The organism is Streptomyces sp. NPDC030814, from assembly GCF_055572155.1.
This window is the reverse complement of the sequence record NZ_JBVIDX010000018.1, coordinates 110,225-136,399: the sequence shown is the minus strand read 5'-3', so window position 1 is coordinate 136,399 and position 26,175 is coordinate 110,225. Positions and strand designations below refer to the sequence as shown.

The 26,175-nt window shown below is 72.6% G+C and carries 19 protein-coding genes; 3 read left to right on the top strand and 16 right to left on the bottom strand.

The features are described 5' to 3' along the window. Positions 1–60: 60 nt before the first annotated feature. The 3 genes from ACZ43N_RS30755 to ACZ43N_RS30745 all read right to left on the bottom strand — a co-directional run bounded on the left by ACZ43N_RS30755 (position 61) and on the right by ACZ43N_RS30745 (position 4,445). Positions 61–1,542: a carboxyl transferase domain-containing protein gene (locus ACZ43N_RS30755; protein ID WP_468102238.1), complete on the bottom strand. Its 1,482-nt coding sequence runs from the start codon at positions 1,540–1,542 to the stop codon at positions 61–63. After that, on the bottom strand, positions 1,535–2,992 hold the full coding sequence (locus ACZ43N_RS30750) for an acyl-CoA synthetase (protein WP_468102236.1): 1,458 nt from the start codon (positions 2,990–2,992) through the stop codon (positions 1,535–1,537). Before ACZ43N_RS30750 ends, ACZ43N_RS30755 begins: the two co-directional genes overlap by 8 nt. A gap of 403 nt (positions 2,993–3,395) precedes the next feature. Continuing rightward, positions 3,396–4,445 carry a MerR family transcriptional regulator gene (locus ACZ43N_RS30745; protein ID WP_468102234.1) on the bottom strand — a complete coding sequence of 350 codons (1,050 nt, stop codon included), beginning with the start codon at positions 4,443–4,445 and terminating at the stop codon, positions 3,396–3,398. A 454-nt stretch (positions 4,446–4,899) separates the two neighbouring features. Between ACZ43N_RS30745 and ACZ43N_RS30740 the strand changes: the two genes are divergently transcribed. The 3 genes from ACZ43N_RS30740 to ACZ43N_RS30730 all read left to right on the top strand — a co-directional run bounded on the left by ACZ43N_RS30740 (position 4,900) and on the right by ACZ43N_RS30730 (position 9,548). Beyond that, the gene (locus tag ACZ43N_RS30740; protein ID WP_468102292.1) at positions 4,900–5,775 is read left to right on the top strand and encodes a DUF3152 domain-containing protein; all 876 of its coding nucleotides are present in this window, start codon (positions 4,900–4,902) and stop codon (positions 5,773–5,775) included. Between the two features lie 281 nt (positions 5,776–6,056). Then, on the top strand, positions 6,057–6,950 hold the full coding sequence (locus ACZ43N_RS30735) for an ATP-grasp domain-containing protein (RefSeq protein ID WP_468102232.1): 894 nt from the start codon (positions 6,057–6,059) through the stop codon (positions 6,948–6,950). Between the two features lie 120 nt (positions 6,951–7,070). Continuing rightward, a complete protein-coding gene (locus ACZ43N_RS30730) occupies positions 7,071–9,548 on the top strand; it encodes an ATP-binding protein (RefSeq protein WP_468102230.1) in 2,478 nt (825 codons plus the stop codon). A 356-nt stretch (positions 9,549–9,904) separates the two neighbouring features. On the opposite strand, the gene ACZ43N_RS30725 is transcribed toward ACZ43N_RS30730, so the two are convergent. The 13 genes from ACZ43N_RS30725 to ACZ43N_RS30665 all read right to left on the bottom strand — a co-directional run bounded on the left by ACZ43N_RS30725 (position 9,905) and on the right by ACZ43N_RS30665 (position 26,162). Next, positions 9,905–12,817 carry a M48 family metalloprotease gene (locus ACZ43N_RS30725; protein ID WP_468102228.1) on the bottom strand — a complete coding sequence of 971 codons (2,913 nt, stop codon included), beginning with the start codon at positions 12,815–12,817 and terminating at the stop codon, positions 9,905–9,907. After that, the gene (locus ACZ43N_RS30720; RefSeq protein ID WP_468102226.1) at positions 12,801–13,349 is read right to left on the bottom strand and encodes a hypothetical protein; all 549 of its coding nucleotides are present in this window, start codon (positions 13,347–13,349) and stop codon (positions 12,801–12,803) included. Before ACZ43N_RS30720 ends, ACZ43N_RS30725 begins: the two co-directional genes overlap by 17 nt. After that, complete coding sequence (locus ACZ43N_RS30715) at positions 13,342–13,836, bottom strand: RNA polymerase sigma factor (protein ID WP_468102224.1); 495 nt, start codon at positions 13,834–13,836, stop codon at positions 13,342–13,344. The genes ACZ43N_RS30720 and ACZ43N_RS30715 overlap by 8 nt, the downstream gene beginning before the upstream one ends. Before the next feature lie 80 nt (positions 13,837–13,916). Beyond that, the gene (locus tag ACZ43N_RS30710) at positions 13,917–14,828 is read right to left on the bottom strand and encodes an MEDS domain-containing protein (RefSeq protein WP_468102223.1); all 912 of its coding nucleotides are present in this window, start codon (positions 14,826–14,828) and stop codon (positions 13,917–13,919) included. A gap of 231 nt (positions 14,829–15,059) precedes the next feature. Next, positions 15,060–15,656, bottom strand: a complete 597-nt coding sequence (locus tag ACZ43N_RS30705; protein ID WP_468102222.1) for a hypothetical protein — start codon at positions 15,654–15,656, stop codon at positions 15,060–15,062. Next, positions 15,631–16,449: an FkbM family methyltransferase gene (locus tag ACZ43N_RS30700; RefSeq protein ID WP_468102221.1), complete on the bottom strand. Its 819-nt coding sequence runs from the start codon at positions 16,447–16,449 to the stop codon at positions 15,631–15,633. Before ACZ43N_RS30700 ends, ACZ43N_RS30705 begins: the two co-directional genes overlap by 26 nt. Next, a complete protein-coding gene (locus tag ACZ43N_RS30695; protein ID WP_468102219.1) occupies positions 16,446–16,685 on the bottom strand; it encodes a Trm112 family protein in 240 nt (79 codons plus the stop codon). The genes ACZ43N_RS30700 and ACZ43N_RS30695 overlap by 4 nt, the downstream gene beginning before the upstream one ends. Then, positions 16,682–17,608 carry a hypothetical protein gene (locus tag ACZ43N_RS30690; RefSeq protein ID WP_468102291.1) on the bottom strand — a complete coding sequence of 309 codons (927 nt, stop codon included), beginning with the start codon at positions 17,606–17,608 and terminating at the stop codon, positions 16,682–16,684. The genes ACZ43N_RS30695 and ACZ43N_RS30690 overlap by 4 nt, the downstream gene beginning before the upstream one ends. A 2-nt stretch (positions 17,609–17,610) precedes the next feature. Further along, positions 17,611–18,420, bottom strand: coding sequence for a class I SAM-dependent methyltransferase (locus ACZ43N_RS30685; protein WP_468102217.1), 810 nt, complete (start codon positions 18,418–18,420; stop codon positions 17,611–17,613). Beyond that, on the bottom strand, positions 18,420–19,826 hold the full coding sequence (locus tag ACZ43N_RS30680; RefSeq protein WP_468102215.1) for a condensation protein: 1,407 nt from the start codon (positions 19,824–19,826) through the stop codon (positions 18,420–18,422). Before ACZ43N_RS30680 ends, ACZ43N_RS30685 begins: the two co-directional genes overlap by 1 nt. Beyond that, complete coding sequence (locus ACZ43N_RS30675; RefSeq protein ID WP_468102290.1) at positions 19,823–24,271, bottom strand: alpha-(1->3)-arabinofuranosyltransferase domain-containing protein; 4,449 nt, start codon at positions 24,269–24,271, stop codon at positions 19,823–19,825. The genes ACZ43N_RS30680 and ACZ43N_RS30675 overlap by 4 nt, the downstream gene beginning before the upstream one ends. Further along, positions 24,268–24,945 (bottom strand): class I SAM-dependent methyltransferase, encoded by a 678-nt coding sequence (locus tag ACZ43N_RS30670; RefSeq protein ID WP_468102289.1) that lies wholly within the window; start codon positions 24,943–24,945, stop codon positions 24,268–24,270. Before ACZ43N_RS30670 ends, ACZ43N_RS30675 begins: the two co-directional genes overlap by 4 nt. A gap of 65 nt (positions 24,946–25,010) precedes the next feature. Next, positions 25,011–26,162 carry a glycosyltransferase family 4 protein gene (locus ACZ43N_RS30665; RefSeq protein ID WP_468102214.1) on the bottom strand — a complete coding sequence of 384 codons (1,152 nt, stop codon included), beginning with the start codon at positions 26,160–26,162 and terminating at the stop codon, positions 25,011–25,013. Positions 26,163–26,175: the final 13 nt, after the last annotated feature.

The window sequence follows — 26,175 nt, the reverse complement described above, 5'->3', positions numbered from 1 at the left end:
GATGCCCGTTGGGGTGGGCCGGGCGGGGTGCGGCCGGACGGGTGGTCCTGTGGCGCCCGGTCACCCGCCGGCCGCCGGGCCCGTGATGCCCCGTACCACCCCCAGGTCCACCAAGTCCTGCGGACGGATGCGCAGTTCGTCGGCCGTGGCTCTGATCCGGCTCTCCGGGCGTTTGAGGATCGCCGCGGCCAGTTCCGGGGCGATCACCGAGAAGTAGCTGTCGGGAGTGGCCCAGGTGTTGTCGGGAGCGGCGAGGGCCAGGGCGCCGCCCGAGCCGCCCTCGCCGACGACGAGGGTGGTGAGGGGGGTGCGGGCCGTGGCGACGGCCGTGAACAGGTCGGCGATGGCCGCGCCGGCGCCCTGGCGTTCCGCCTCGGCGTCGTTCGCGGCGCCAGGGGTGTCGACCAGGGTCAGCACGGGGATGCCGAGCCGGTCGGCCAGGCGGATCAGGCGGGCGGCGGTGCGGTAGCCGGCCGGACGGGTGGCGGTGCCGCGCTGGGCCGCGTAGGCGATCGTCCGGCCCTCGAGCTCGCCGAAGCCGCACAGCATGCCGGGGTCGGTGCCGCCCGCGCGGTCACCGCTGATGGCCGCGCGGTGTGTGAAGTAGGCGTCCAGGTAGGTGTCGGCGCGGGGGCGGTGGAGGGAGCGGGCGCGCTCCACGGCTTCCCAGCCGGTGGCGGGGAGGGGGTCGGGGGTGGTCGTGGTCGGGCGCGGGTTGTCCCTGGTCGCTCGCGCGGTTCCCGCAGCCCCTTCCGGCGCGGGGATGAGGGGTGGGCACGGTGTCGGCAGGTGGGGCGGGGGCGGGGCCGGGGTCGTCGACGGGGTGGTCAGCAGGCGGAGCCAGCGGGCCAGGGTTTCCCGTAGGTCCTCCGGGCGTACGACCGCGTCCACCGCGCCCGCCGCCAGCTGGGACTCGGCCGTGTAGGCGGCGGGGTCCGCGCCGGGCGGGCGGACCCGCGAGCCGGCGAAGCCGATCTGGGCGGCGGGGAGGGCGAGGACCACATCGGCGCCGGCGCCCAGGGTGGCCCAGCCGCCGCCCGTGGTGGGGTCGCGGAGTACGGCGATCTGGGGTAGGCCCGCCTCACGGGTGAGGGCCGACTGGCGGGCCACCCGCTGGAGCTGGGTGAGCGCCCGCATGCCCTCCTGCATACGGCTGCCGCCGGTCGCCACCAGGGAGACGACCGGCAGACGGTGCTCGCGGGCGTACGTGTACGCCGCCTCCAGCCGGTCACCGGTGCGTTCGCTGAGGGAGCCGCCGAGGAAGCCGAACTCGAAGGCGATGAGGACGGCCCGGTGGCGGCTGGGGGCGAGGGCGGCGGCGGAGTGCTGTCGCGGGCTGGTCGGGGTGCGGATCGTCGCCACGCCGCACACCACCGACTCCTCCTCGCCGGTGCGTTCGGCGGCGCGGGCACGGGCCGTGTCGTAGCCCTGCCAGGCGAGGGGACCGTCGGGGGCGTACTCCTTCGGCGGGGTGGAAAGGCGGGTGAAGTCGTCGGTGAGGAAGGCGATGGCCTCGCGGGCCGAGAAGCGGCGCTCAGTCATCCGTCTTCAGCGCCCGCTTCATGATCTTCCCCATGTCGTTGCGGGGGAGAGAACCGAGGTAGTGGACGGTCCGGGGACGTTTGTGGGGGGCCAGCCGGGCGGCCACGTGGGAGGCCAGCTCGTCCGGTGCGGGGCGGGAGCCGGGGTCCGCGGGGACGATCCAGGCGACGACGCGTTCGCCCAGGTCGGGGTCGGGTTCGCCGGTGACCGCGGCCTCCTTCACCGCGGGGTGTTCGAGGAGCGCGTTCTCGATCTCGCCCGCGCCGATCTTGTAGCCGCCGCTCTTGATGAGGTCGGTGGCCTTGCGGCCGACGATGCGGACGTAGCCGTCGGGGTCGCGGACCGCCATGTCGCCGGTGCGGAACCAGCCGTCCGCGGTGAACGCGGCGGCGGTCGCGTCGGGGCGGTTGAGGTACTCGGTGAAGAGGTTCGGGCCCCGCACCTGGATCTCGCCGACCGACTCGCCGTCGTACGCGGCGAGCGGCGTGCCGTCGTCCTCCACCAGGCGCAACTCCACGCCGGGCAGCGGGACACCGACCGTGCCGGCGCGGGGTTCGCCGTCGGCGCGGACGCTGGTGTTCATGAGGGTCTCCGTCATGCCGTACCGCTCGATCACCCGGCGTCCGGTCGCCGCCGCGATCCGCTCGTGGTCGTGCACGGGCAGCGCGGCCGAGCCGGAGACGAGGAGGCGTGCACCGGCGAGTGCCCTCGCCAGCTCCGGGTCGGCGGGCAGGGCCTCGGCGATGCGGTGGTACATCGTCGGCACGCCGAACAGCATGGTCGCGCCCGAGTTCAGCTCCCGGGCCACGCCCTCGGTGTCGAACCGGCCCAGGTGGCGGACCGAGCCGCCGCGGCGCAGCGGGCCCAGGATGCCGAGGATCAGGCCGTGCACATGGAACAGGGGCAGGGCGTGGACCAGTACGTCGTCGCCGGTCCACTGCCAGGCGTCGGCCAGGGCGTCCAGGGTGGTCGCGACGGCGCGGCGGGGGATGACGGCGCCCTTGGGCGGGCCGGTGGTGCCGGAGGTGTAGACGACGAGGGCGGGGGCGGTGTCGGGCACGTCCTCGAAGACGTGAGGGACTCCGTCGACCGGTGCGACGTCGATCTCCACGCGGTCCAGGTCGTGGAGCGCGGCGGGGAGTTCGGTGCCCGGTGCCGTCAGGATCAGGGCGGGGGCGCTGTCCTTCACGATGTGGCCCAGTTCGCTGTCACCCGACTTCGGGTTGAGCGGTACTGCGGGGATCCCGGCGAGCAGTGCGGCGATGACTGCGACCGCCGTCTCCAGCGTCGGGGTCGCCCACACGGCCACGCGGTCCGCGTCACGCAGCCGGGTGGCGAGGGCGCCGGCCGCGGCGGCGAGGTCGGCGTAGGTCAGGGAGCGGTCGCCGAAGCGGAGGGCGGGACGGTCGGTCGGGGCGGTACGGGTGAGGGCCGGGAAGAGGGGGGACACGCGTGGAACTCCTTGGTCGGCGCCGAGGGGGGGCGAGGCCGGTCGATCGGGGGTGCCGGTCGGGATGGTCGGTGGTGGCCATGAGCCTTCTAGGGGTGTTGTGAAAGTCCCGCACAGCACCCGCGGTGTCCGGCACGCACCCTCGCCGCACCGGCCAAAGACCCACGTAGCGCCGCTTCGAGGGCCTTCGTCCGGCACGCCGAGGCCACGCACCGGACACCGCGGGCACCGCACTGGACTTTCACACCACCCCCTACCCGAATACCGGCACCACCAGTACCGGTCACCGGCTGAGGGCCGCCGGACCGGCTGCCGCCCGAGGGGGCCCGGCCCGGCGGCCGGGGTTCGGCCGCGGCTCGGCGAAGCGCGATCGTGGTGCTGGAGGTCCGGGGACCGGTCGGCGCTACACCTCTACCACGTCCGCCACCACGCAGCTCACGTTGTCCGGACCGCCCGCCCCGTTCGCCTCGGCGACCAGGGTCTCCACGGCTTCCCCGGGGTTCTCGGCCGAGGTCAGGATCCGGCGGATGTCCGGGTCGGCGACGACCGCGCAGAGGCCGTCGGAGCACAGGAGGTAGCGGTCGCCGGGGTGGGCGTCCCGCAGGCGCACCTCCGGGGTGGACGTCTCCTCGCGGATCGTCATCGCCCTGAGCAGCAGGGCCAGCTGCGGATGGGTCGTCGCCTCCTCGGGGGTCAGCCGGCCCTCGTCGATCAGCGACTGGACCACGGTGTGGTCATGGGTGATCCGGAACAGTTCGCCCTCTCGGAGGAGGTACGCGCGGGAGTCGCCGATGTGGACGAGGGCGAGCCGGGAGCCGGTCCAGAGCAACGCGGTCAGGGTGGTGCCGTCGTCCTCGGTGGCCGCGCTGTCCCGGACGGCGCTCGTGGCGTTCCGTACCGCGTCCTCCAGCAGGTTCAGCACGTCGCCCGCCGGGAGGTTCTCGCGGTCCAGGGCTTTCAGCGCGTCCACGGCGGCCGTGCTCACGGGGGCCCCGCCGGGTCCGAAGCCGTCGGCCACGGCGAGGAGGCGGGCGCCGGCGTAGGCGGTGTCCTGGTTGGTGGCGCGCACGAGTCCGGTGTCGGAGAGGGCGGCGTAACGGAGTTCCAGCACGGTGGTGTCCTTTCCCGGGGTGTCGGTGAGGTGGTCCACGAGGAACGCCGCCAGCTCGCGCCGGGCGGCCGTGTCGGCCTCGACCCCCGCCCAGTACGCCCGGATCTCCCGGGCCGCGGGGCCGGGCGGCAGCGCGCACACCGCACGGATGCGGGCGAGCGGCATGCCGAGACGGCGCAGCCAGGCCACCAGGCGGGCCTGCCGCAACTGTGCGGTGGCGTAGTAGCGGTAGCCGGTGTCCGGGTCGACCCGGGCGGGGCGCATGAGGTCCAACTCGTCGTAGAGCCGCAGTGCCTTGGGCGACAGCCGGCATGCCTTCGCGAAGGCCCCGATCGTCAGCATGGATCCTGATTCGGCCACAACTCCCCCTTTGCACATGCCGGTTCGCCTTGTCCTGACTGTTCCTCGTTCCGCTCTCGATGCTGGGGCTTCACCGAAGGTGAAGGTCAACCGCCGGTTCGGAACCGTGCCGATCATCCGTTATCGTTTCGTGATCGAATGAGTCTCATCTGATCACAACCTGATCACACTCTGAAGGAACATGACCGAGCGCACAGCAGCGTCTTCACATGACCGTCGTCGCCGGAGCGGCTCCCCGGAGCCCTCCGGGCGCCGGGCCAAGGGCGGCGGGCGTCGCCGGAAGGCCCCCGCCCGCCTCGGCGGGGCCCGCGCGGCCGAGGACGGGGTGGACACGGGTCGCGAGGGCAAGGCCCGCGTGGGCAGGGGGCGTCGGCGCAAGGGGCGTCCCGGCAAGGGGCGTCCGGGGCGAGGCCGTCTCTGGGGCGGGCTGGGGGCGATCACCGTCCTCGGCGCCGCCGGGTTCGCGGCCGTGGGCTGGGTGCCCGCCGACCGGGACGTGTCCGCCGGGGCCGGGGCCACCGCTTCCGCCGAGCCCGAACCGGAGCGGTCCCGGCGCACGTCGGGTCCCGGTGCCGGCCGCGGCTCCGCCTCGCCCAGCACGTCACCGAGCGGCTCGACCGGCGGTTCGGCGAGCGCCTCGGCCGACGGCTCGTCCCGTGGTTCGGCCGACGGCTCGTCCCGCGGTTCCTCCCGGAAGCCGGCCGGCGACTCGACCGAGGGCTCGCCCTCGCCGTCCGAGCGCGGCATCCCCGAGTCCGGGCCGGGCACCTTCACCAAAGCTCCCGGCACCGGCCCCAAGGTGGGCGAGGGCAAGCCCCTGCGCTACCGGGTCGAGGTCGAGAAGGGGCTGTCCGTGTCCGCCGCCGACGTCGCGGACGAGGTGGAGCGCATCCTGGGCGATCCCCGCGGCTGGACGGCGGACGGCGACTCGGCGTTCCAGCGGGTCGCCGGCGGCGCCACCGACTTCGTCGTGAAGGTCGCCACCCCGGGCACCGTCGACGACATCTGCGGCGCGTACGGCCTCAACACCCGCGGCGAGGTCAACTGCAACGTCGGGGACGACGTCATGGTCAACCTCAAGCGCTGGGAACTGGCGACCCCCGTCTACGCCGACGACGTCACGGCCTACCGCGCCCTCATCATCAACCACGAGGTCGGCCACTTCCTCGGCCACGGCCATGTCGGCTGCCCCGGCGAGGGCAAGCCGGCCCCCGCGATGATGCAGCAGATCAAGGGCATGAACGGCTGCGTCCCCAATGTCTGGCCGTACGACGCGAAGGGGCGGCTCATCACCGGACCCGCCCTGCCGTGACCGTGGCGCGCCATGGCGGCCGGCGCGTCGCCCGGTGGGAGATCCGCGTCCCCGGCGAGGGGCTCGACCGGGCCCCTGGCCGGTGCCCCGCGGCTGTCAGGGGTCCTTTCACTATGAGCGACCCGGGCGGGCATGGTGATGGGACCCCTTAGCCTGCGCCGGAGACCCGTCGTCGTCCTAGCGGCCGTCCAGACGTGGACGGACGTACGAGCCGACGTCAGAGACTGTGCCAAGAGCCCACTGGGCCCACTCAAGAGCCCACGTACGAGAACGGAGTCCCCGTGGCCCGCACCGCCGCCCCCCTTATCGCCCTCGCCACCTACGACCCCGGCGCCGAGGCCAGTGCCGACCGGGATCTGCCGGTGCTGGTGCGCGCGCTGCGGGAGGCCGGGGCCGAGACGGAGGCCGTGCACTGGGACGACCCGGACGCCGACTGGTCCGCGCACGACCTCGTCGTCATCCGCTCCACCTGGGACTACAGCTGGCGGACGGCCGAGTTCACGGCGTGGGTGGACAAGTGCGCCAGGGTGACGCGGCTCGCCAACCCGGCCGACGTCGTCCGCTGGAACACCGACAAGCGGTACCTCGGCGACCTCGCGCGGGCCGGGGTGCCCGTCGTCCCGACCGCCTACCTCGCGCCGGGCGACCCCGTGGCACTGCCGGACGCGCACGAATACGTGGTGAAGCCGACTTCCGGGGCCGGGGCCCGGTTCGCCGCCCGGTACGCGGCCGGGGAGGAGCAGCGGGAGACCGCCGTACGGCATGTCGGGCGGATGCACGCCGAGGGGCTCACCGCGATGGTGCAGCCGTTCGTGACCAGCATCGACACCGAGGGGGAGCGAGCGCTGCAGTTCTTCGGAGGCCGGCTGCTGCACGCCAGCCGCAAGGGCGCGGTGCTGTCGCCGGGCACGGCGTACGACGCGGACAAGGTGGCCCACCCCGATCTGGAGCGCTGGACGCCGACCGAGGAGGAACTCACCGTTGCCGGGAAGGCGTTGGCGGCGGTTCCGGGGGAGCCGGAGCTGCTGTACGCGCGGGTGGACCTCGTGACCGGGGAGGACGGACGGCCGTGCGTCATGGAGCTGGAGCTGGTCGAGCCGAACCTGTTCCTGTGGTTGCACACGGAGTCGGTGGCGCGGGTCGTCGAGGCGGTGCTGGAGGCCGCCGCGGGGTGAGCGGGTCATCCCGGCGCCTCACCCGAACCGGCGGCAAATCCGGGGAGGAGGGGGGTCGGCCGTGCCCGGTGGCTGGTCTTCTCGGTTACAACAGCCTGTACGGGAACCACAAGTGAGGGTGTGACCGGGGTCGTGGGCGGATCGGAGTCGCGGCGCACCTCCGGCTTCCCGGCGGAGCTGACCAGCTTCGTGGGGCGGCGGGACGAGGCGGCGGAAGTCGGACGGTTGCTGTCGGCGGGGAGGCTGCTGACGTTGACGGGGCCCGGCGGGGTGGGCAAGACCCGGCTCGCCGGACATGTCGCGCAACAGGTCGCGCGGGCCTTCCCGGACGGCGTGTGGCTCGTACCGCTGGCCGCGCTGCGGGACGAGGCGTTCGTCCCGCACGCCGTCAACGACGCCCTCGGGGTGCGCAACGAGACCGTACGGCCGCCGCTGGACGTCCTCGTCGAGTACCTGCGGGACCGGCGGTCACTGATCGTGCTCGACAACTGCGAGCATGTACTGCGCAGTTGTGCCACGCTCGCCGCGACCGTACTGGCGGCAACCGAGGGCGTACGGATCCTCGCCACCAGCAGGCACCGGCTCGGGCTCGTCGGGGAGCGGCTCTTCGAGGTGCCGCCCCTGCCCGCGCCCCCGCCGGAGGAGCTGGGCCCGGCGGCGGTCGAGACGTTCCCGGCGCTGCGGCTGTTCGCGGACCGGGCGGCGGCGGTCGTCCCCGGCTTCACGGTCGGCGCGGCCAACCAGCAGGCCGTGGCCCGCCTCTGCCGGCGCCTGGACGGGCTGCCGCTCGCCATCGAACTCGCGGCGGTCCGGGTCCGCGCCCTCGGGGTGGACCAGCTCGTCGAACGCCTGGACGACCGCTACCAGTTGCTGACCTGCGGCAGCCCCACCTCCGCTCCCCGCCACCGCACGCTGCGCTCCGCCGTGGACTGGAGTTACGAGCTGTGCACCCCCGAGGAGCAGGCGGTGTGGGCGCGGCTGTCGGTGTTCGTCGGCGGCTTCGACCTGGCCGCCGCCGAGGCCGTCTGCGGCGCGGACGGAACCGGTGTGGGCGGGGCCGACGTGCTCGACGCGGTCGCCGGACTCGTCGACAAGTCGGTGCTCGTCCGGGAGGAGCACGACGGCCGGGTGCGTTACCGGCTGCTGGTGTCCCTGCGTGACTACGGCCTGGAGAAGCTGAGCGACCTGGGGGAGACGGTGGCCACCCGGCGACGGCACCGCGACCACTTCGCCCGGCTGGGCGCCGAGTACGAGCGGGCCTGGTTCGGCCCCGACCAGGTCGACATCACCGAACGGCTGCGCATCGACCAGGACGACTTCCGGGCCGCGCTGGACTTCTGCCTCACCACCCCCGGTGAGGTGCAGCACGGACTGCGGCTGGCCTCCACCCTGTGGTTCCACTGGGTGGCGTACGGCATCTGGGGCGAGGGCCGGCACTGGATGGACGGCGCGCTGCTGGCCGGGGCCCGGCCGGACGAGTCCCTGACCCGCGCCCTGTGGGCGGGCGCCCTCACCTCACTGGTTCACAGCCGCTCGGCCGCCGTCCTGGCGGGACTCGGCCCCGCCCGGCCCGCGCCCGCCGACGACCAGGAACTCCCGGTCCCCGCGCCGCCGCCCGTCACCCTCGGCGCCGACCGCGCCCGGACCTCCAGCGCCTCCTTCGTCGCCCTCACCCGGATCGAGCTGGCCTGCACCCTGGTCAGCCGGGGCCGCGCCGCCGAGGCGATCCCGCTGTGCGCCGAGGTCGTCGCCCTGTGCGAGGCCCACGGCGAACAGTGGGCCCGCTCCTGGGCGCTGCGCACCCTCACCCTCGCCCACTGGACGGCCGGGGAGTACGAGCGGGCCGCCGAGGCCGCGCGCGCCTGCCTGCGGCTGCCGTACACCGGGCGCCAGCACCAGTGCCTCGCCCGGACCCTCGATCTGCTGGTCGCCGCCGAGTCCCTGGCGGGCCGGGTCGAGCGGGCCGCTGTCCTGCACGGTGCCGTCGACCGCATCTGGTACGCCATCGGCGGCGACCCCACGGCCGCCCAGCGACCGGGCCGACTGGGCGCCGCCGAACACCGCGCCCGGCAGGTCCTCGGCGACCACGCCTACGAACGGGCCCGCCGGCGCGGCGCCGGCCTGTCGCCCGAGGAGAGCGTCGCGTACGCCCTCGACGAGGGGCGGGACGGGGCGTGGACGCCGACCGTACGCCAGGACCCCGCCCGAGTCGTGCGGCGGGGGCCCGCCCCCGGCGTGCCGAGGGGTTCCGTCCCGGCCGCGGGCGCAGGCCCCGCCCCCGTCGGACGCACGGGCCCCGCCCCAGCCGCACCGAAGGGTCCCGCCCCCGGCTTACGCGAGACCCGGCCCCCGGCCGGGAGCCCCCCCTCCGGCACCGCCGCGACCGCCGGACCGCCCGCCGACCCTGTGCCGCTCACCCGGCGGGAACTCCAGGTCGCGGCCCTCGTCGCCCAGGGCCGCACCAACAAGCAGATCGCCGACCATCTCGTCATCGCCCGCCGCACCGCCGAAGGCCACGTCGAACGGATCCTGGCCAAGCTGGGCTTCCGCAACCGCAGTCAGGTGGCGGCCTGGTTCAGCGCGCGGTCGTGGTCCTAAGGGCTGTCCCGTAATCCGCGGTGGATCAGCGCACGGCGTCGGATGCCGGGGGCACTCCCACGCCGTTCAGGCAGTGGGGGAGCATCGCAAGGCGGAGGGGCGTCCGCATACTGGATGTATGCGGGCGTTCCGACAACGCGGCGAGGTGTCGTAGCCGGCGTCGTGCGCCCGCCGGGGATTACGGGACAGCCCTTAGGTGTATTGACCTGCAGCGTTGTCGACGCGGCTGATGGGTGGCTGGCCGCCGAGTGCGGTGTGGCAGCGGTAGTGGTTGTTACGGTAGGCCCTGCAGTCAAAGGATCTTGACTGGTGGTTACCAGCTGCTTTCCAAGCAGCGCAAGTGGTGGAACGGTGCTTCAAACCGGTCGAAGCAGGGCCGCGGTGTCGCCGTCACATGTGACGACAAAATCTGGCCCGAATGTGCTTGAGGCCCGTGGTCTGCTCTCCTCCGCCAGTCGCGTCAGGGTCTTGGTGGCGACCTCCTTGACCAGGAAATCTACGGTGTCTACATCGGGATCGGTGTCACGGCACAAAGTGACACGTGTGTGGAGAAAAAGCCCTCCGTCCTGAACGCACACTACGTACTCGGACCGGAATCGGCCGTGCGCCGTGGACGAGGGTTCTCGGGTCACCGAGTGCTTACCCCAGGCCAGCGTGCCCACATCTTTGAGTTCCCGGTAGCCCGTGCCTCCGCATACTCCCTCCTTTTTCGCGGCGTAGAGGACACGCAGCGCACCTGTGCGACCGTCTGCGGGAAGGGACGCCATGACGTCGACGCGAAGAAGACCTTCCTCTCCTCGCAGTGTCAGGGCGCACATCATTTTCTTTCCTGCTCTGCGACGCCGGTCTTCAGGGGCTTCAATGGGGACTTCGACAGCGTTCAGCGAGTGTTCCCGTCCGGCGAGATGCTGCACGGAGGAGATGTCGACAGCCGCACAGGGATCTTCAGGAAGCCTGTAAGAAGGTGCTTCCATCCCGACGGCCACGGTCGTATGAACGGCCAGGGCGGTCAGGCTGAGAGCCCCATACCGTAGGAGGTGCGGTGAGCTGAAATCCCGGGAAGGGCTCGGTTCAGTCGTCTGCGAGGTACGCACCACCAAGACGGCGACCCCGACGGCCAGAGCCCCTGTGAAAAGGATCTGTCTTAGCGCGGAGGCCGTGAAAGCTCCGAATACCTCTACCTCGCCGAGACCTTCCTCCGCGTCGAAGCCAAGGGCCGGCAGGGCTATGGCGGACATCGTGCCCGCGAGAAGCGCTGTCAGCAGTGCGGCTGCGCCCGGCCACCGCCGTGCCGCGAGAGCCCCGCCGACAATGGCCATGCCCAATACGGAGAACGCCACCTGGAAGTTGATGTAGTAGGCGGAAAACCCCGGATTGGCCACCGTGCCGGGGAATTCCTGATACAGCAATGTCCGTGCCATGACCTGCCCGGCGATGATGCAGAGGCCGCCGACCAGCCCTGCCATGGCCAAGGTGCCGAATGGCGGACGTTCACCCGCCAGCAGCGGCACCAGGGCGATGATGAACAGTGCCGAGATGAATAACCAATTGTGCTGCAGGGTCTGGAGAGGTGCATAGCACCACGAGAGTAAGGCGTTCGCTGGGCCCTCCCAGTATTCCCATCCCCGTTGTCCGGAGACCCTCGCAGTTTGCGACCAGGTCCAGGTGAGCATTTGCGGATCGTCATGGTCCCGGAACCACATGAGGAGGAATGGCCCGAAGACCACGGAAGCGACAGCGGAAGTGCATGCCCACACCAATCGAGGGGGTGTACTTTCCCGGTGCGAAAGCCAACCGGCGGCGATACCGGTCAGCCAAGCGGTGACGAGAAGTAGAGCGGCGATCAGGAGCCCGGCCGAGATCGCTGCGGCTCCCGGGCTGAGCTCAGGCCAGCGACCGAGGGAACCCCAGTAATGGAGATCCAGACTCATCGTGAGCGGGTCTCCGAGGAGCATCCCGGAGCAGAGTCCGAGCAGTGCGCGAAACGGGAACTTCCTCTTTTGCAGGCGCTTGCCGAGTAATGCTGTCCGCCACACCACTGCGGCGAGAGCGCCCATGACGAACACGGTCGCCGCGGCAACGGTGAGCAGTTGGGCAGCCCAGGCAGGCATGAAGAGCGCTCCGTACTGCACACCCCCTGTCGTGGCCGCCATGGTGGCCCAGCCGACGAAGGCCGACTCCCAGAACCCCGCGCGCAGGATGTCGTGCGGTGATTCGATCACCTTGCGTCGCAGCTGCGGGGACGGATGGAATGCGAACGGCCGGGTGATCCCGCGCCACATGGGTTTGCTCTTGTCCGCCTTCTCCAAAGTGCCCAGGAACCGGAGCAGCCCGTCTCGTGCGTCCGTTGCAGTGTCGGCGGCACCCGCGTCGGCATGCAGCTCCCGGAGACGGCGCGCGGAAGCGTACGTACACAGGCTGATCGTCGCGAACAGCGTCAACCGGGCAATCTCCGCGAGGAAGTCCCCGGCCGGAATCGACCCGGTGCCGAGCGGTGTGATGACTGCGCAGGAGACGAAACCGACCACCAGGAACGCGCGCCACAGCGCATCCGCCGCGCTTCCGATACTCATGTCTCGGTTGCGGATGTGAGTCAGCTCGTGCAACAGGACCGCGGGTGTCATGTCCGAGTGCTGTCCGGACAAGAAGCCGGAGTCGAGCTGGACCACGTAGCGTCCGGCCCGTCCGTAGGTCGATGCGTTCAGGCCGGAATTCGCCACGAGCGAGCCGTTCCGCTGCCAGGCGGGTAGCAGGACGAGCGTGACGTCGGTCTGTGAGGGGATCTTCGCCCTTCTCCTGAGGTCACCGAAGTTCTTCCACAGGTCACTGGGCGGGGGAATCGCCCCTGAGCGGGATCGCAGCCACAGGGGCGTCACAACGTACAGGAGCCCGGCAACCAGCAGTACGACCGCGATGCCTCCCCAGACCCAGTACCCCATCTCGCGGTTCTCGTCGGCCACACATGCCCACTGCTCCTGCTTGGCCTCCAGCAGCCTTCTCTGTACCTCGTCATCGACGAGCACCTCGATGTCGTAGCGCAGGTCCAGGCTGGCGATCTGCTTCTGGTACTTCCGTTCGCAAAGCGAATGGGTGCTCAGTACGTCCTGTCCGCGGCCGGGCACCAGGAGATAGAGCACAATGAACAACTGCGCACTGGTGGTGAGGATGGCGATCACCAGTAGCGCGAAGCGCGTTGACGTCCCGGAGACGAACGACGGCGGAGACGGGAGCCCGCCGCTCTCCACGGAATTCTCAGTCGGTGCTGTCATCGAGTGCGTCCACCACGGCATCGACAAGTTCTTCCAGCTTCTCCTCCGGCAGACCTGCCTCGCCCGCCGTCTCCCGCACGATCCGCCGCACCTCGTCGGAACGCTCACGCACCCGGTCCCTCCGCCGACCGGCACGGGACTCCAGTACCTCGGCCGTGAAGTACCGAACGACCTCCACGGCCACCGCCGCGATCACCGGTGCCATGAGAGTCACGACTTCGGCCGGTCCGCCGGAACCGAAGGGGGTGAGGGTGAGCCACTTGAATCTCCGCCGGGGACGCCGTACGGCGGGCCGATCACCCATGTAGGCCTTCAACAGTGGAAGCTCGGCAGGCTCGATCCGCACCATGATCTCCTGTGCCAACTCGCGCGGAGTGAGGGGAGCATGAACCTCTTCTTCGCGGTTCTGCGAGCAGTTCTTCACCGCCGCAAGGCCGGCTGTGAGGTCGAGCCGGGCACGCAGCGCCTGGTCCACCCGTCCGTCGGCCCTGTAGATCATGGCGTCCACGGCGACCATTTCGTCGTCAGACATCGTCGGTCCCCTTCTCCTCGCTCCTGTACTCCTTGATCAGCTCGATGAGCTTCCGACGTGCTCGCCGGAGGTTCTGCCGCACGGCCTCGGGGCTCATGTTCAACTCGTCGGCGATCTCCGCATGGCTGAAGCCGTCGTAGCGATAGCTCATGACGCGGCGCTGGGCGTAGGGCAGAGCGGCGAGGGCATCGACGACCGACCGCGTCTCCTCGTCGAGTTCCACAAGGACGTCCGGCGAGAGTGGTCCGGCGGTCTCCGGCGGCTCCTCCAAGGTCAGCTGTCTCGCGCAGGCCCCGCGCAGGAACCTGCGGTAGGCCACCTTCCGCATCCAGGCCGACGGCTTGCTGATCAAGTGCCACTGCCCGTGGGCCTCGATGAACGCCTCCTGCACCGCGTCCGCCGCTTCGTGATCCGTGGCACCGTTCCTCATGAGGAATCGCACGAGCGCCGCGAACTCCGCGACGTAGAAGTCGTCAAACCCATCCATATGGCCCCTCCGGTCGTCGACCTCGTGAGGTAGTGCACTTGCGCGGGACGATTCGTGACAGCCCCCAGGCCCCCGCCGGCTCACCCGGCCGCCTCCTCCTCGCCCTCCACCCTGACCACCAGCTGGGGCACCCCCGCGGCGCCCAGCTGCTCCAGCACCAGCGCGAGCAGCTCCCCGCAGCGCACGGTCACATCGCTGCCGGGCGGCAGGGACGCGGCGAGACTGATCAGCTGCCAGGCGCAGTGCGCCTCCATGAAGCACAGGTCCCGCAGATCGAGGACGAAGTGGCTGGGCCCGGAGCCGTCCCTTCGGTCCAGCGCCTCGCGCAGTGCCTCCACGAACTCCGCGCGGGTGCTCAGCTCCGCGGTGCCGGCGATCCGGCCGCCCTCCGGGGCCCCGGTGACCGCCGACGGGTCGAGCCGCTCCACGACCCGCAGCGGGTGCACCTCCGTGACCCGGGCCGTCATGTCGTCACCGAACCGCCGCCGGTCGTACCAGCAGATCGCGGTGAACAACGGGTCCGCGAACAGCGGCGCCACCGACGCCTCGTAGTCCAGCAGTCTCTCCTGGTCGAGACGTACGCGGGGCGCCCAGCCCATGTCGGCGGTGACCCGCACCCCCGACCAGCCCTCCGCCAAGGACTGCTCGACCTCGGCGCGGTACGCGTCGATCGTGCGCTCCTCCTCGAAGCGGCCGTCGGGGGCGTAGATCTCCGTGTTCCGCCGCAGCGCCAGCTGCCCGCTGTCCCGGGCCGCCACCACCTGACCGCTGCCCCCGTCCAGGAGCGTGACCACCTCGTCGTCCGTCAGGTCGTCCGGGTCCATCACCAGCAGCACCTTCTCCCGGCGCGCCAGACTCGTCCGCGTGTACGCGGTGAACACCTTCCACGGAGACTCCCCGGTCACGTCCCCCGTCACCATGCACGCGTGATCCCCCAGCCGCAGCCCGTCGACGGACACGATGCGACGCTCCGTGGAACGTTCGGACGACATGGGGGCGCCTCCCTGGCGGTACGGGACTCTGCGCGGAGGCTAAGCCCTCGCGGGCCGCCGTTGACGGGATGATCGCGACTGGCCGACTTGGCTCGACGGGGGAGCGAATGGTGGACAAGGATGAACGGTCACGTCCGCAAACCGGTCCCGCTGCCGCCCTCCGGCGCGTGGGGAACCATCCGACCGGCCACGTACCAGCGGCGGCCGCCACCGCTGCACGGGCCACCCGGGTCAGTGGGCACCGACCCGCTGCAGCAACCCCCACGTGAACTCGGCGACGACCTCCCGCCGCGCCCCCCGCGCGTCCGGCGCGACGAACGCCAGCCCCCACCGCGTCGGCGCCGACCCCTCCAGCGGCCGGACGGGGGCGAACGCGCGGGCCACCTCGTCGACCGTGCACGACCACGGGGTGAGGTCCTCCAGCGTGACCGGTCCGGGGCCGGGGGCTCCCGGCGCCCGGACGAGCCACTCGTTCCACACCGCCCCGTCGGGCCCGACCAGCACCTCGAACCGCAGGTCCGCCCAGAGCGGCACCGGCCACAGCCGGGCCTCGCAGTCCAGGTCGCCGACGCGGCGCGGAACCACGGATTCCGGCGCCCCCAGCACGGACCGGTAGCGCGCGGCGGCGCCCCGCGCGCGGGGCGAGCGGACCATCGCCTGCCACTGCCTGTTCGCCTCCCGCATCTCGGCGATGGACACCCCCAGCTCCCGTCGGGCCTCCTCGACGAGCCCGGGATTGTGGTCGGCCATGCGCCGCAGCAGGACGAGCTGGAAGTCGAGCGGGGTGAACGGCCCCGAGGGCCTACCGGGGCGCTTCGCGGAGGGCATGGGAGCCATGCTCCCGCACACCCCGCTCACCCGGGCGGCGCCCGTCCGGGAGGAACAGCACCGAGTTGACGTAGCGCGGCCCCCCGAACGGCAGGACGCGGCGCAGCAGCCCGTGCGACGCCACATACGACGTCCGCGCCTGGTGGGCCTCCAGCACGGCCGGGATCAGCCGGTGCCAGGTCCCGGCGGGCAGCACCCAGCCGGTGTAGCCGAGGCCGGTGAGGAGGTCGACGACCGGGGCGATCGGCTGGATACGGGACTCCAGCTCGATGAAGAGGGCGGGGCGGTCACGGGCGAGGATCCCCGAGGCGCCGCGCAGCACCGCCAGTTCGTTGCCGTCCACGTCGATCTTGACGAAGCCGACCCCGGTCAGGCCGAGGCCGTCGAGAGTGACGCACGGGACGTCGAGGGCGCGAGCGTGGATGTCCCGGCGGACCAGGGACGACACACCCCGTCCGCCGTCGTCGCCCGGCGGCAGCCACAGCCGGGCGGTGCCCGGCCGGTCGGAGGCGGCGGCCTGGACGACACGGACATTGCCGGGGGCACCCGCGACGAGCAGCCGGGCCAGCCGGGGCACCGGCTCGACGGTCACCACCCGCGCGGCATGTCGCGCGAGCCGGTGCGTCCACGGGCCGTACCAGCCGCCGACGTCCACGGCCGTACCGCAGCCGGGCGGGCACAGCTCGTCGAGCCGGGTCAGCTCGGGCTCGAACCGGGGGTAGACGAACCGGGCGGTCGCGGCGACCGCCCGGTCGGGCAGGAGCGGAGCGAGCCGGGCGGCGAGCGTGGTCATGAGCGCATCCTCCTGAGCAGTTCCTCGTGTTCGTCCTCCGAGACCTGCTCGCCCGAGGAGGGCAGCAGCTGCGGGATGCCGTCGACGATCGGGTACCGGCGGTGCAGCCGCGGGTTGTACAGCGACTCCGGCGCCCCCGGGGCCTTGTCCGGGCCCTCCTCGGGAACCACCAGATGCAGCGGGCCCTTGTCGAGCGGGCACGCCAGGATCTGCAGCAACGGGTCGTCGGGGGTCATGGGGGTGTCAACTCCTTGGCCGGGGCGGGGGGTCGGGGCGCCGACGGTGGCGCGTCGTGCTTGGGCATGCTCAGCAGGACGCCGACCGCCAGGACCGTGCCGGACAGCCGCAGCGCCAGCCGGGCCGGATCGTCGGGCAGCGACTCGCCGAACGACAGCGTGCCGAGCACGGCCGTGAACAGGCAGGTCACCGTCGTACACACCGGCACGATCAGTGAGGCCCGGCAGCGCTGCAGCGCCGCCTGCGACATGACCAGGCCGAACGCGCCGGTGAACAGCAGCAGGTACGGGTAGGGGGAGCGCAGCACACCGACCACCGCGTCCCCGATCCCGCCGGCGGTGAGACAGCTCGACACGCCCTTGATCGCGAGGGAGCTGACGCCGTACAGCAGCCCCACGGCCACCCCGTACTCGACGCCCGTGGTCGGCAGCCGGTGACGGTGCCGGGCGCGCCGCTCCGCCGACCGGTACAGCCACACGCCCAGCGCCAGCGACGGCAGACAGATGGTGAGGACCAACGCGTACGGCGCCTCGCGGCTGACCGTGTCGGAGCCCTCGTCCAGCGACAGCACGACCATCAGCAGCGCGGCCAGGATGGCGCCCAGCGCGTACCGTTCCCGGCCCGTCGTCTCCTCGCCGAGCAGCCGCGCAGACAGCAGGACCAGCAGCACCAGCCCGGAGACGAAGATGCCCTGGGCGGCGGCGATCGGCAGCGTCCGGTACACGGCGAGCTGCGCCGCGAACCCGGCGGCCAGTGACAGGGATCCCCCGATCCACAGGGGACTGCCGAGGACCAGCCGCAGCAGCTTCAGCGGTTGCCGCACCGACACCTCGGGCAGTGCGCCGAGCGCCCGTTTCTCCAGCACGAACCCGGTGCTGTACAGCGCGTTCGCCAGCAGGGCCGCGGCCACCCCCCACCACATGCTCACGCGCCCCGGGCCGGCGGCCTGCGCGCGTGCAGAAGCAGGATCGAGGCGGCCGACGGGGCCGCGCACGCCAGCCGGTCCAGCGGGCGCATCGGACGCGGCACGCCGTGGAAGGGCGCGCCCCGCAGCCGTACCACCTCGAAGCCCGACGCGGCCACGAACTCCCGTAGCGCGCGGGCGGTGTAGAGCCGCAGATGGCCGACGACCTCTGTGCCCGGGCGCCCGTGGATGCCGCGCAGACTTACCTCCGAGAACACCGGCTGAACGCCCGCGAGCAGCAGGGCCCGGTTGTACCAGGCGGCGAGGTTCGGGGTGGAGAGCATCAGATGACCGCCGGGGCGCAGGACGCGGCGGATCTCGTCGAGCGCCGCGTCCGGGTCGACGAGGTGCTCGATCACCTCGCTGAACAGCACGGCGTCGGCGGACCCGGACCGGAACGGCAGTCCGCCGTCGGTGAGTTCGCCGCGGACGGCGTGCACCAGACGGGCGCGGGCGCGGCGCAGGGCGTCCTGGGACCAGTCGACGCCGATCAGGCGGTGGCCGGGGAGGAGGGGCGCGGCCGTGGCGGCGGCCGTGCCGTCGCCGCAGCCGATGTCGAGGACCGTCCGGGCGCCGTGGGTGGCGGCCGGGCCGAGCGCCTGGGCCAGCATGCGGGCCTGACGGAGACTGCGGGGCGTGCCCGAGGCGACGGGAACGGCCGGGTCCTCGTAGAAGTCGCGCAGGCCGGGGGTGGTGTCGGTGGTGTTGGTCGTGTTCGCGGTGTCCGTCGTGCCGGTCGTGGTGTTCGTCCTGGGTGTCTGCGTGGACATCACCGGGTGTCCTCTGCCGTCGCGTGCAGATAGTGCTCGAAGAGGTCGCGGAGGTGGGCGCCGTCGCCATGGCTGAGCAGGGCACGGGACCACCGCAGGGCCAGGTGGAGACGGCCGGCCGTGGAGGCGGTCGTGACCGTGAGGCCGCGGGGCATACGGGCGGGCGCGGAGAACCACACGGCGTGGGCGCGGCCGGCCTGCTCCCCGAAGTCCAGCGGGTACGGGATGCGGCCGATGTTGCTGAGCAGCGTGGTCGACGTCCAGGGGGCGACCGCCCGGCGCAGGCCCCGGGTGAGGGCCGCGCGCCAGGAGACGGGGACGACCGGGGAGGTCAGCAGCGAGGCGCCGTGGCCCAGTTGGGGTCTGCTGAGCGCCTTCAGGGCGCGGGTGCGGTCGGCCGTGCGCCGGAGGAGGACGGGCGTGGGGGTGCGGCTCTGGTCCAACTCCTCCGGGAGGAAGGCGACGTCCACCAGACGGGTGCCGTTGCCGATGGGCATGCCCGCGTCCCGGGGCCGGTCGTCCACGGGCATGGTGATGCGCAGGGGGCGGGGACGGGCGCCGTGTTCCCGGTTCCAGTGGGCGAGCATCAGGGCCGTGGTGACCATGAGCTGGTCGTTCACGGTGTACGGCGCGGATCTGGGGCGGCGGGGCACGGGGAGCTCGGTGACGAGCAGACCGTTGCCCGGGGAGGCTTCGGGGGTGCCGGGGGCGACCCTGGCCGGCGGGGCCCAGGTGGACGGGGTCTCGGCGCCGGCCAGGGGCAGGTCGGGGGTCGTGGCGCGGACGGGGGGTGCGGCGGGGGAGTTGTCCGCGCCGCCGTACAGCTCCGCCGCGGTGGCGAGGATGCGGAGGCAGGCGGGGCCGTCCAGGGCGGTGTGGTTGATGGTGAGGAGGAGGACGGTGCCGTTGCCCTCCGGGTGCGCGGGGCCAGGGCTGCTCGTGGCTGCCCGTGGGGTGGCTGTCACGCCGACCCCGTCCGACGCCTCGCCACCCACCACCGGGCCGGCGTCCGCCACCACCTCCAGGCGGATCGGTGGGGACAGGGACAGCGGTGGGGCCTCGGTCAGGGACCTCGTGCGGGCGTCTGGCAGGGCGTGCGGCCCCGGCGGAGAGAACCTCACCACCTCCACCTCCGGCTCGTCGGTCAGCTCCCACTCGTAGCGGCGGCTGTACCAGTGCGCGGGGGCCTCGCGCATGAGGACGCGGGGATGGCGGTGGAGGGCCTCGGTGAACGCCTCGCGGAGGCGGCCGGGTTCGAGGGAGCCCGGGAGGTGGACCTCGATGTGGACGGTCTCGGGTTCCTCCTCCTGGAGGCAGTGGCGGGAGATCTCGTCGACGACCGGGAACGGGATGCGGACGGGGCCGCGCGCGGCGTCGTCACGGGCCGGATGGTCCAGTGCGGTCATGTCGGGTCGCCCTTCCCGGTGACGCCGTCGTTGTCGTCCACACGGCCCCCACCGCCCATGCCGTCGGCCGGTGCGGCGGCCCCCGGCTTCGGCTTGGTGAGCGGGATCCGGCGGGTCGGCGTGTCCGGTTCCTGGTAGGGCGCGCCGGGGCCGCGGGCGGAGATCGTCTGGCTCGCGGCGGGCCCGATGGTCCGAATTCGCCGCGGCAGCGGCTCCGTCGGCTCCTCGGCACCCGGCGGGACCTGGAACTCCCGCGTCGAGCCGGGCCGGTCCGGGGGCGGCTCCGCCCCGGACCCCGCGCTCACCAGCGCCGCGAACAGACCGATCAGTGCGAGGAGCTGGGCCACCGGCCCGAAGGCCCCCTGGTCCGCCGCCACCGGTTCGCCCGCTCCGGCCGCCGCCGCGATGCCCGCCCCGGCGAGTGCGAGGAACGCGATCGGCACCAGCAGGGCGTGCCGTGCGCGGGCGAGGAGCGCCAGCAGCGGGACCAGCAGGGCGAGGAAGCCCGCGATCACGATGCCGACGAGAGTGAGGGCGACCGTGCCGAGCCACGGACCGGGACCTGGCGGTGCCGGCTGCGGCGCGTCCGCGTTGGGCTCCCGGCGCCGCCACAGCGTCAGCCCGACGAGGGCGGCGAGGCCCACCCCGGAGCCGATCAGCCCGGCCTCGTACGTCACGGACGGCTCGTACGACAGCTTGACTACGCCGCCCGCGCCGCCGGGGACCCGCCAGCCCTGCTGCCAGCCGTCGAGCCGTACAGGCGTGAGTTCGCGGCCGTTCAGGGTGGCCTTCCAGCCGTCGTTGTAGTTCTCGAAGGTGGTGAGGTACGAGGCCGCGCCGTCGCCGACGGACACCTCGCGTCGGTCGCCCAGCCAGTCCCGTACGCGCAGCTCACGTCCGGTGGCCGCGGGTGCGGTGACCGTGCCGCGGGTGAGCGTGACCTCGGTGACGGCGAGGGCGCCCGAGTCCTCGGAGTCGACGGTGTGCCGCTCCTCGGCGCCCAGCTCCAACGCCGCGTCGGGGCGGTCCTTCTGGCAGAGCGTCAGCTCGACCGGGCGGCGCTCGGTGAGGTCCCGTACGGTCCCCTTCGCGCTGGTCTCGTACCGTGTCCCGTCGACCTCGACGACCGGGCCCTCGCCGCACGGGAGGTCGAAGTCGCGGGTCGGGGCGGGCTGTGGGGTGCGGTACGGGGCGAGCGCCGGGACGTACGCCTCGATCAGGCCGACCGGGAGGCGCAGGTCGTCGCCGGCGACCGGGTTGTGGACGGTGAGCCGGGCGGTCTCGGTGATGGTGATGTCGAGGCGGTCGGTGGTGATCGGCTCGAAGCGGACCCAGCCGTTCTCGTCGACGCCGGCGACGGCCGCGCCGTCCGGCGAGCTGATCGCGACCTTGGTCGCCCGGGTCGACAGTCCGCCCGCCGGGGCGAGTACGAGCGAGCCGATGGGCTGCTTGCCCTTCCAGCTCAGATGGATCGTCGGGTCGTCGCCCGCGATCCACGCCGTGGTCAGGTCCCCGTCGGTCAGGTTGCGCGGCGACAGTCCGGCCCCGAGGGAGGCGGTGGAGTCGGCGGTCACCGTGATGCGGTTCTCCTGCTCCGGGGCGACCTCGTACAGCAGCTTGTCCAGCTCCTTGCCCGGCACGGGCACGGCGCTCGCCCTCACCTCGTACGTCCCCGCCGCGGTGGTGCCGAAGACGCGGTGCAGGCCCGGCTCGGTGCCCGTGGGGGACAGGCCGGTGGGGTCGGCGGCCCGCCGCAGCGAGACCGTCTCGGCGGCGGCGCCCGTGCTGTCCGGGCCCTGGGCGTCCGTCGGCAGCCGCAGGGTCCGGGTCACCCGGACCCCGGGGATCTCGATCTCGGAGAAGCCCGCGCCGACCAGCCCGGCGTGCCGTTCCGCCGAGTCCAGGATGGTGATCCTCAGCCAGTCGGTCTCGCCCGCGCGGGCGCCGACCGTCTGCGTGGAGCCGTCGGCCTGGAGGTTGGTGGACCGCGACCCCCGCTCGGTCTCCACCTTGATCCGGGTGGGTGCCGACCGTACCCCGTCCTGGGGCAGCGGGGTGACCTCGAACGTCGACGGGATGTCCTGCGAACCGTCGAAGTCGATCCGCAGCCACTGCCCGTTCGCCGACCCGGCCGTCCCCTCCGCCCAGGCCGTCGCCGGGTCGCCGTCGAAGGCGTTCACCGGGTCGAACTGCGGGAGGTGGAACAGCCAGTTGCCGGACGTCGACGCGGTGACGGATTTCGCGCCGCGCAGCTCCGCCACGGTTTGATGGGCGAGCCCCTTCATGGGCAGGATCTGCCTCGGTTTCGCGCCCGCGTCCTGCACGCTGCCGCTCGGGTTCCGCTCGTCCGCCGTGTACGTGTACGACGTGTTGGCGTTGACCAGGCCGAAACGGGTGTCCGCGAGCCGCAGCCCGTCACCGGTCACCTGCACGGCCGGGGTGCCGAGACCGGGGTGGTTGTCGCCGGTCAGCACGGTGGCGCGGTCCCGCAGTGACGGGTCGGCGGCCAGCGGCAGCAGCGACTCCGGCCCGCCGGACACGACGGCGGTGTCCGCGATCGCCTTCAGCCCGGCCTGCCCGGGACGCGGCACGTCCTCGGCCGGCCGGTAGATCTCCACGGCCCGCTGCCGCGCGTACAGCCCCTCCACCTGCAACGGGGTGTTCTCGGCGATCACCCCGCCGGTCATCACCGGCCCGAGCCCCTTCACCCGCTGGTACCCGGACTGCTCCAGGGTCCGCTTCACGGTCGTGGTGGGCACGGCGCCGATCTGGTCGGGGTCCAGGTCGTTGCGGACGACGACGTAGTACAGGCCCGCCCGGCTCAGGAAGTCGGCGAGCCCCGGCACCTCGGCGCCGCTCAGCAGCGCCTGCTCGACGGCGTCCATCGCCCGCCGGTTGCCGGGCGTGCCGAAGGGGACGTAGTCGCGCTGCGCCCAGCGGGACTCGGCGAGCACGTCCAGCGGTTGGTCGATGGTGGAGCCCCAGGTGTGGATGCCGTGCGCGGTGGCGGGCACGACCAGGGCCCGGGAGTCCGGGGAGTACTTCTCCAGCCAGTCTGCCGTGGCCTGCCAGTACTTCGGCAACTCCTGGAACGAACCGGGCTGCAGCACCGACCCGTTGAGGTACGGCCACAGCAGGCCGGGCAGCACGACCACGGCCGCGATCAGCGGCGCGAACCCGCGTCCCCGCACCCGCCGCGCCCCCCGGTCCCGCGCGGCCACACCCACGAGATGCGCCAGCCCGAGGGCCAGCGCGAGCGCCAGGCCCGTCTGGAACTTGTAGATGTTCCTGAAGGGCACGAGGGCCCCGTTCAGCAGGTCCTGGACCACCCCGTGGAAGGGCGCCCCGAACGACCCCGCGTACCCGGCGAGCGTGACGAGCGCGACCGTCAGCACGGTCAGCACCAGCCACCGCCGCTCGGGCATGTCCCGTCGGGCCAGCCCGGCCAGGCCCAGCCCCGCCGCGAGCGAGGACGACAGGATCACCAGCACCGACGCGGCCACGGACCAGCCGGCCGGCAGCCAGGCCTCACCGAAGTGCAGATAGCCCACCCAGTTCCCGGCGCCCCTGAGCGCCTCGGTGGCGGACATGGTGGCCGTCGTGGTCTGCGAAGTCTCGACGTACGGAAGGAAGTTCTCCCCGTAGAAGCCGAGCAGCAGCAGCGGGACCACCCACCACAGGGTCGCCAGGATCACCCCCGGCACCCACCAGATGACCAGTCCGCGACGCCGTGGCCCCGGCGGCCGGCTGAGCAGATACAGGCCCACGGGCAGCAGGGAGGCCAGCGTCGAGGCGGCGTTGACCCCGCCCATGAACGGGATGAACAGCGCCGACCGCAGCGCGGCCACCCGCGCGCCGTACCGCTCGTTCGTCAGCGGCAGCAGCACCCACGGCAGGAAGGCACCCGGCAGCGCGGCCGCCGACGTCGACCCTACGACGGTGGTGAACACCGGCCACAGTCCGTACGCGGCCGCCGCCACCAGCCTCCCCCAGTCTCGGCTTCGCTCGACCGGGGGGACCCCCATCGCCGGGTTCCCGATCTGCAGCCGTTCCGCCAGCCGCAGCGCGCCCCAGAAGGCCACCGACACGATCAGTGACATCCACAGCCGCTCCGCGAGCCACACGGGCAGCCCGACGAGATCGCTGACCCCGTAGTAGGGCAGCATCGGCCACAGATAGCCGACGTACTGGTCCTGGATCCCGCCGAACCCGCCCCGGTCGTGCCACAACTGCCCGAGGTCGGAGACGAACTGCCAGGGGTCGGTGGTCACCCCGAGCTTGGTGTCGAAGGTCTGCCGCCCCGGCCGCGCGGCGACCAGCAACACGAACACCACGGCCCAGAACCCCAGGAGCCAGCGGCGCGACCGATGCCCCTCGGGGGGGCGCGCGGTCGGGCCCGGCGGCCGTACCGGCGCGGGAGGAGGAGCCTGGACCGTGCTCGTCATGGTGGACACCGCCGGAGGATGAGAAGGAGGTTCCAGGTGGCGAACTCGCGCAGCCCCGGCGCCTTCACGACGGTCTCCGCGAGAAACGGCCAGTAGCGGGAGCGCGCCGACACGACCGTCACGTCGTCCCGTTCGCGCACCTGCCGCAGAGTGCGTCCGATGTGCACGGCGAAGAGGTTCTCGCCGAGCGTGTGCTTGGCGTCCTTCCCGGTACGGCGCCGATAACGGGCCCGCGCCCGCTCCGCCCCCAGGTAGTGCCAGGGCGCCCACTCGTGCCCGCCCCACGGGGACAGCCAGTTCGTGAACGACACATAGATCAGCCCGTCGGGCCGGGTCACCCGCACCAGCTCACTGAGGAACGTCGGGGGATCGGCCACGTGCTCCAGCACGTTGGAGGAGAACGTGACGTCCGCGACCCCGTCGGCCAGCGGCAGCAGATACCCGTCGGCGACCACGGCCCCGTCGGGCGGCTTCGCCCCCAGCTCGGCGAGATCCGGCTCGAAGAGATACGCGTGCGCCCCCCGCCGCCGGAACTCCTCGGTGAAGTACCCGCTGCCCCCGCCGACATCGACGACGGTCCGGCCCTCCAGGGCCCCGCCGTAGGCCGCGACCTGGTCGACGGCGTCCCGGGCGAGCAGCGCATAGCAGTACTCGGGATCGTCCTGCTCCCGCATGAAGGCCCGGAAGAGGGTGAGGGACCGCCGCAGGGACGGATCCTTCAGGGCACCCCGTCGCGCGTTCAAGAGCCCCCACCCCGCACCGCCTCCGCGGCCACCGCCCGGAACTGCCGAACCGTATGGCCCCACCGGTAGTGCGCCGCCCGCTCCCGCGCCGCCTTCCCCATCAGCTCCCGCCGGTCGGCGGACAGCGCGAGCGCGCACCAGGCCGCCGCGAACGACGACTCGCCCCGGGCCAGCACCCCGGTCTCCCCGTCCACGACGGAGTCCCGCAGCCCCGGCACATCGAAGGCGACCGACGGTGTCCGACGCACCGCGGCCTCGGTGACGACGAGCCCCCACCCCTCCACGGCGGACGGATGCAGCAGCAGCCAGGCCGCGCACAGCAGTCGGTGCTTCTCGGCCTCGGAGACATGCCCGGCGAACTCGACCCCGGGCCCGGCCATCGCCTCCAGCTGCTGCCGCTCGGGCCCGTCGCCGACGATGACCAACCGCCCGCCGGTGACCGGCCTGACCCGTTCCCACAGCCTCAGCAGCAGATCGATCCGCTTGTACTCGACCAGCCGTCCGACGGCGACGAACAGCGGCTCGGGTGACCGTTCGGCACGCGGCCCCGGTTCCTCGACCCCGTTGTGGACGACGCGGATCCGTTCACGCTCCACACCGATCTCGCGGAGCGCCGTCGCCGTGGAGGAGGAGACGGCGACCACGAGGTTGCCGCGCTGCGCGCCCGTCAGCGCCCAGTGTTCGAGGCTTCTGCCGAGCCGGGCCGCGGGCGCCAGCGCCCCGCCGAACCGCATCTGCCACAGATCGGTGTGCACATGGTTGACCAGGCACAGTGTCGGCCCGCGGTGCCACAGCGGCGTCAGATACGGCATGCCGTTGCACACCTCGACGAGCAGATCGCAGTCGCCGACCTGACGGGCGAGGGTGCTTCGGGCCCGGAAGTGATGGCTCAGGTCGCCGCCCGCCGACACGACCCGGTAGTCGCGCAGGGCCGCCGGGCCCCCGCAGAGCAGGGTGACCTGGTGGCCGAGTCTCGTCAGGCCCTCGGCGAGCCGGTGGACGAGGAGCTCGGAGCCCCCCGCCGCCGGATTGCCGAGGTCACGGCGGGCGAGGAAAACGATCCGGCGTGGCGGTGGGGCGCCCGCCGGGGCGTGCCGGACGCCGCGCGGAAACGCGTCGACCAGCGAGAACGGCACGTGCTGGGGCATGGGTGCTCCAACT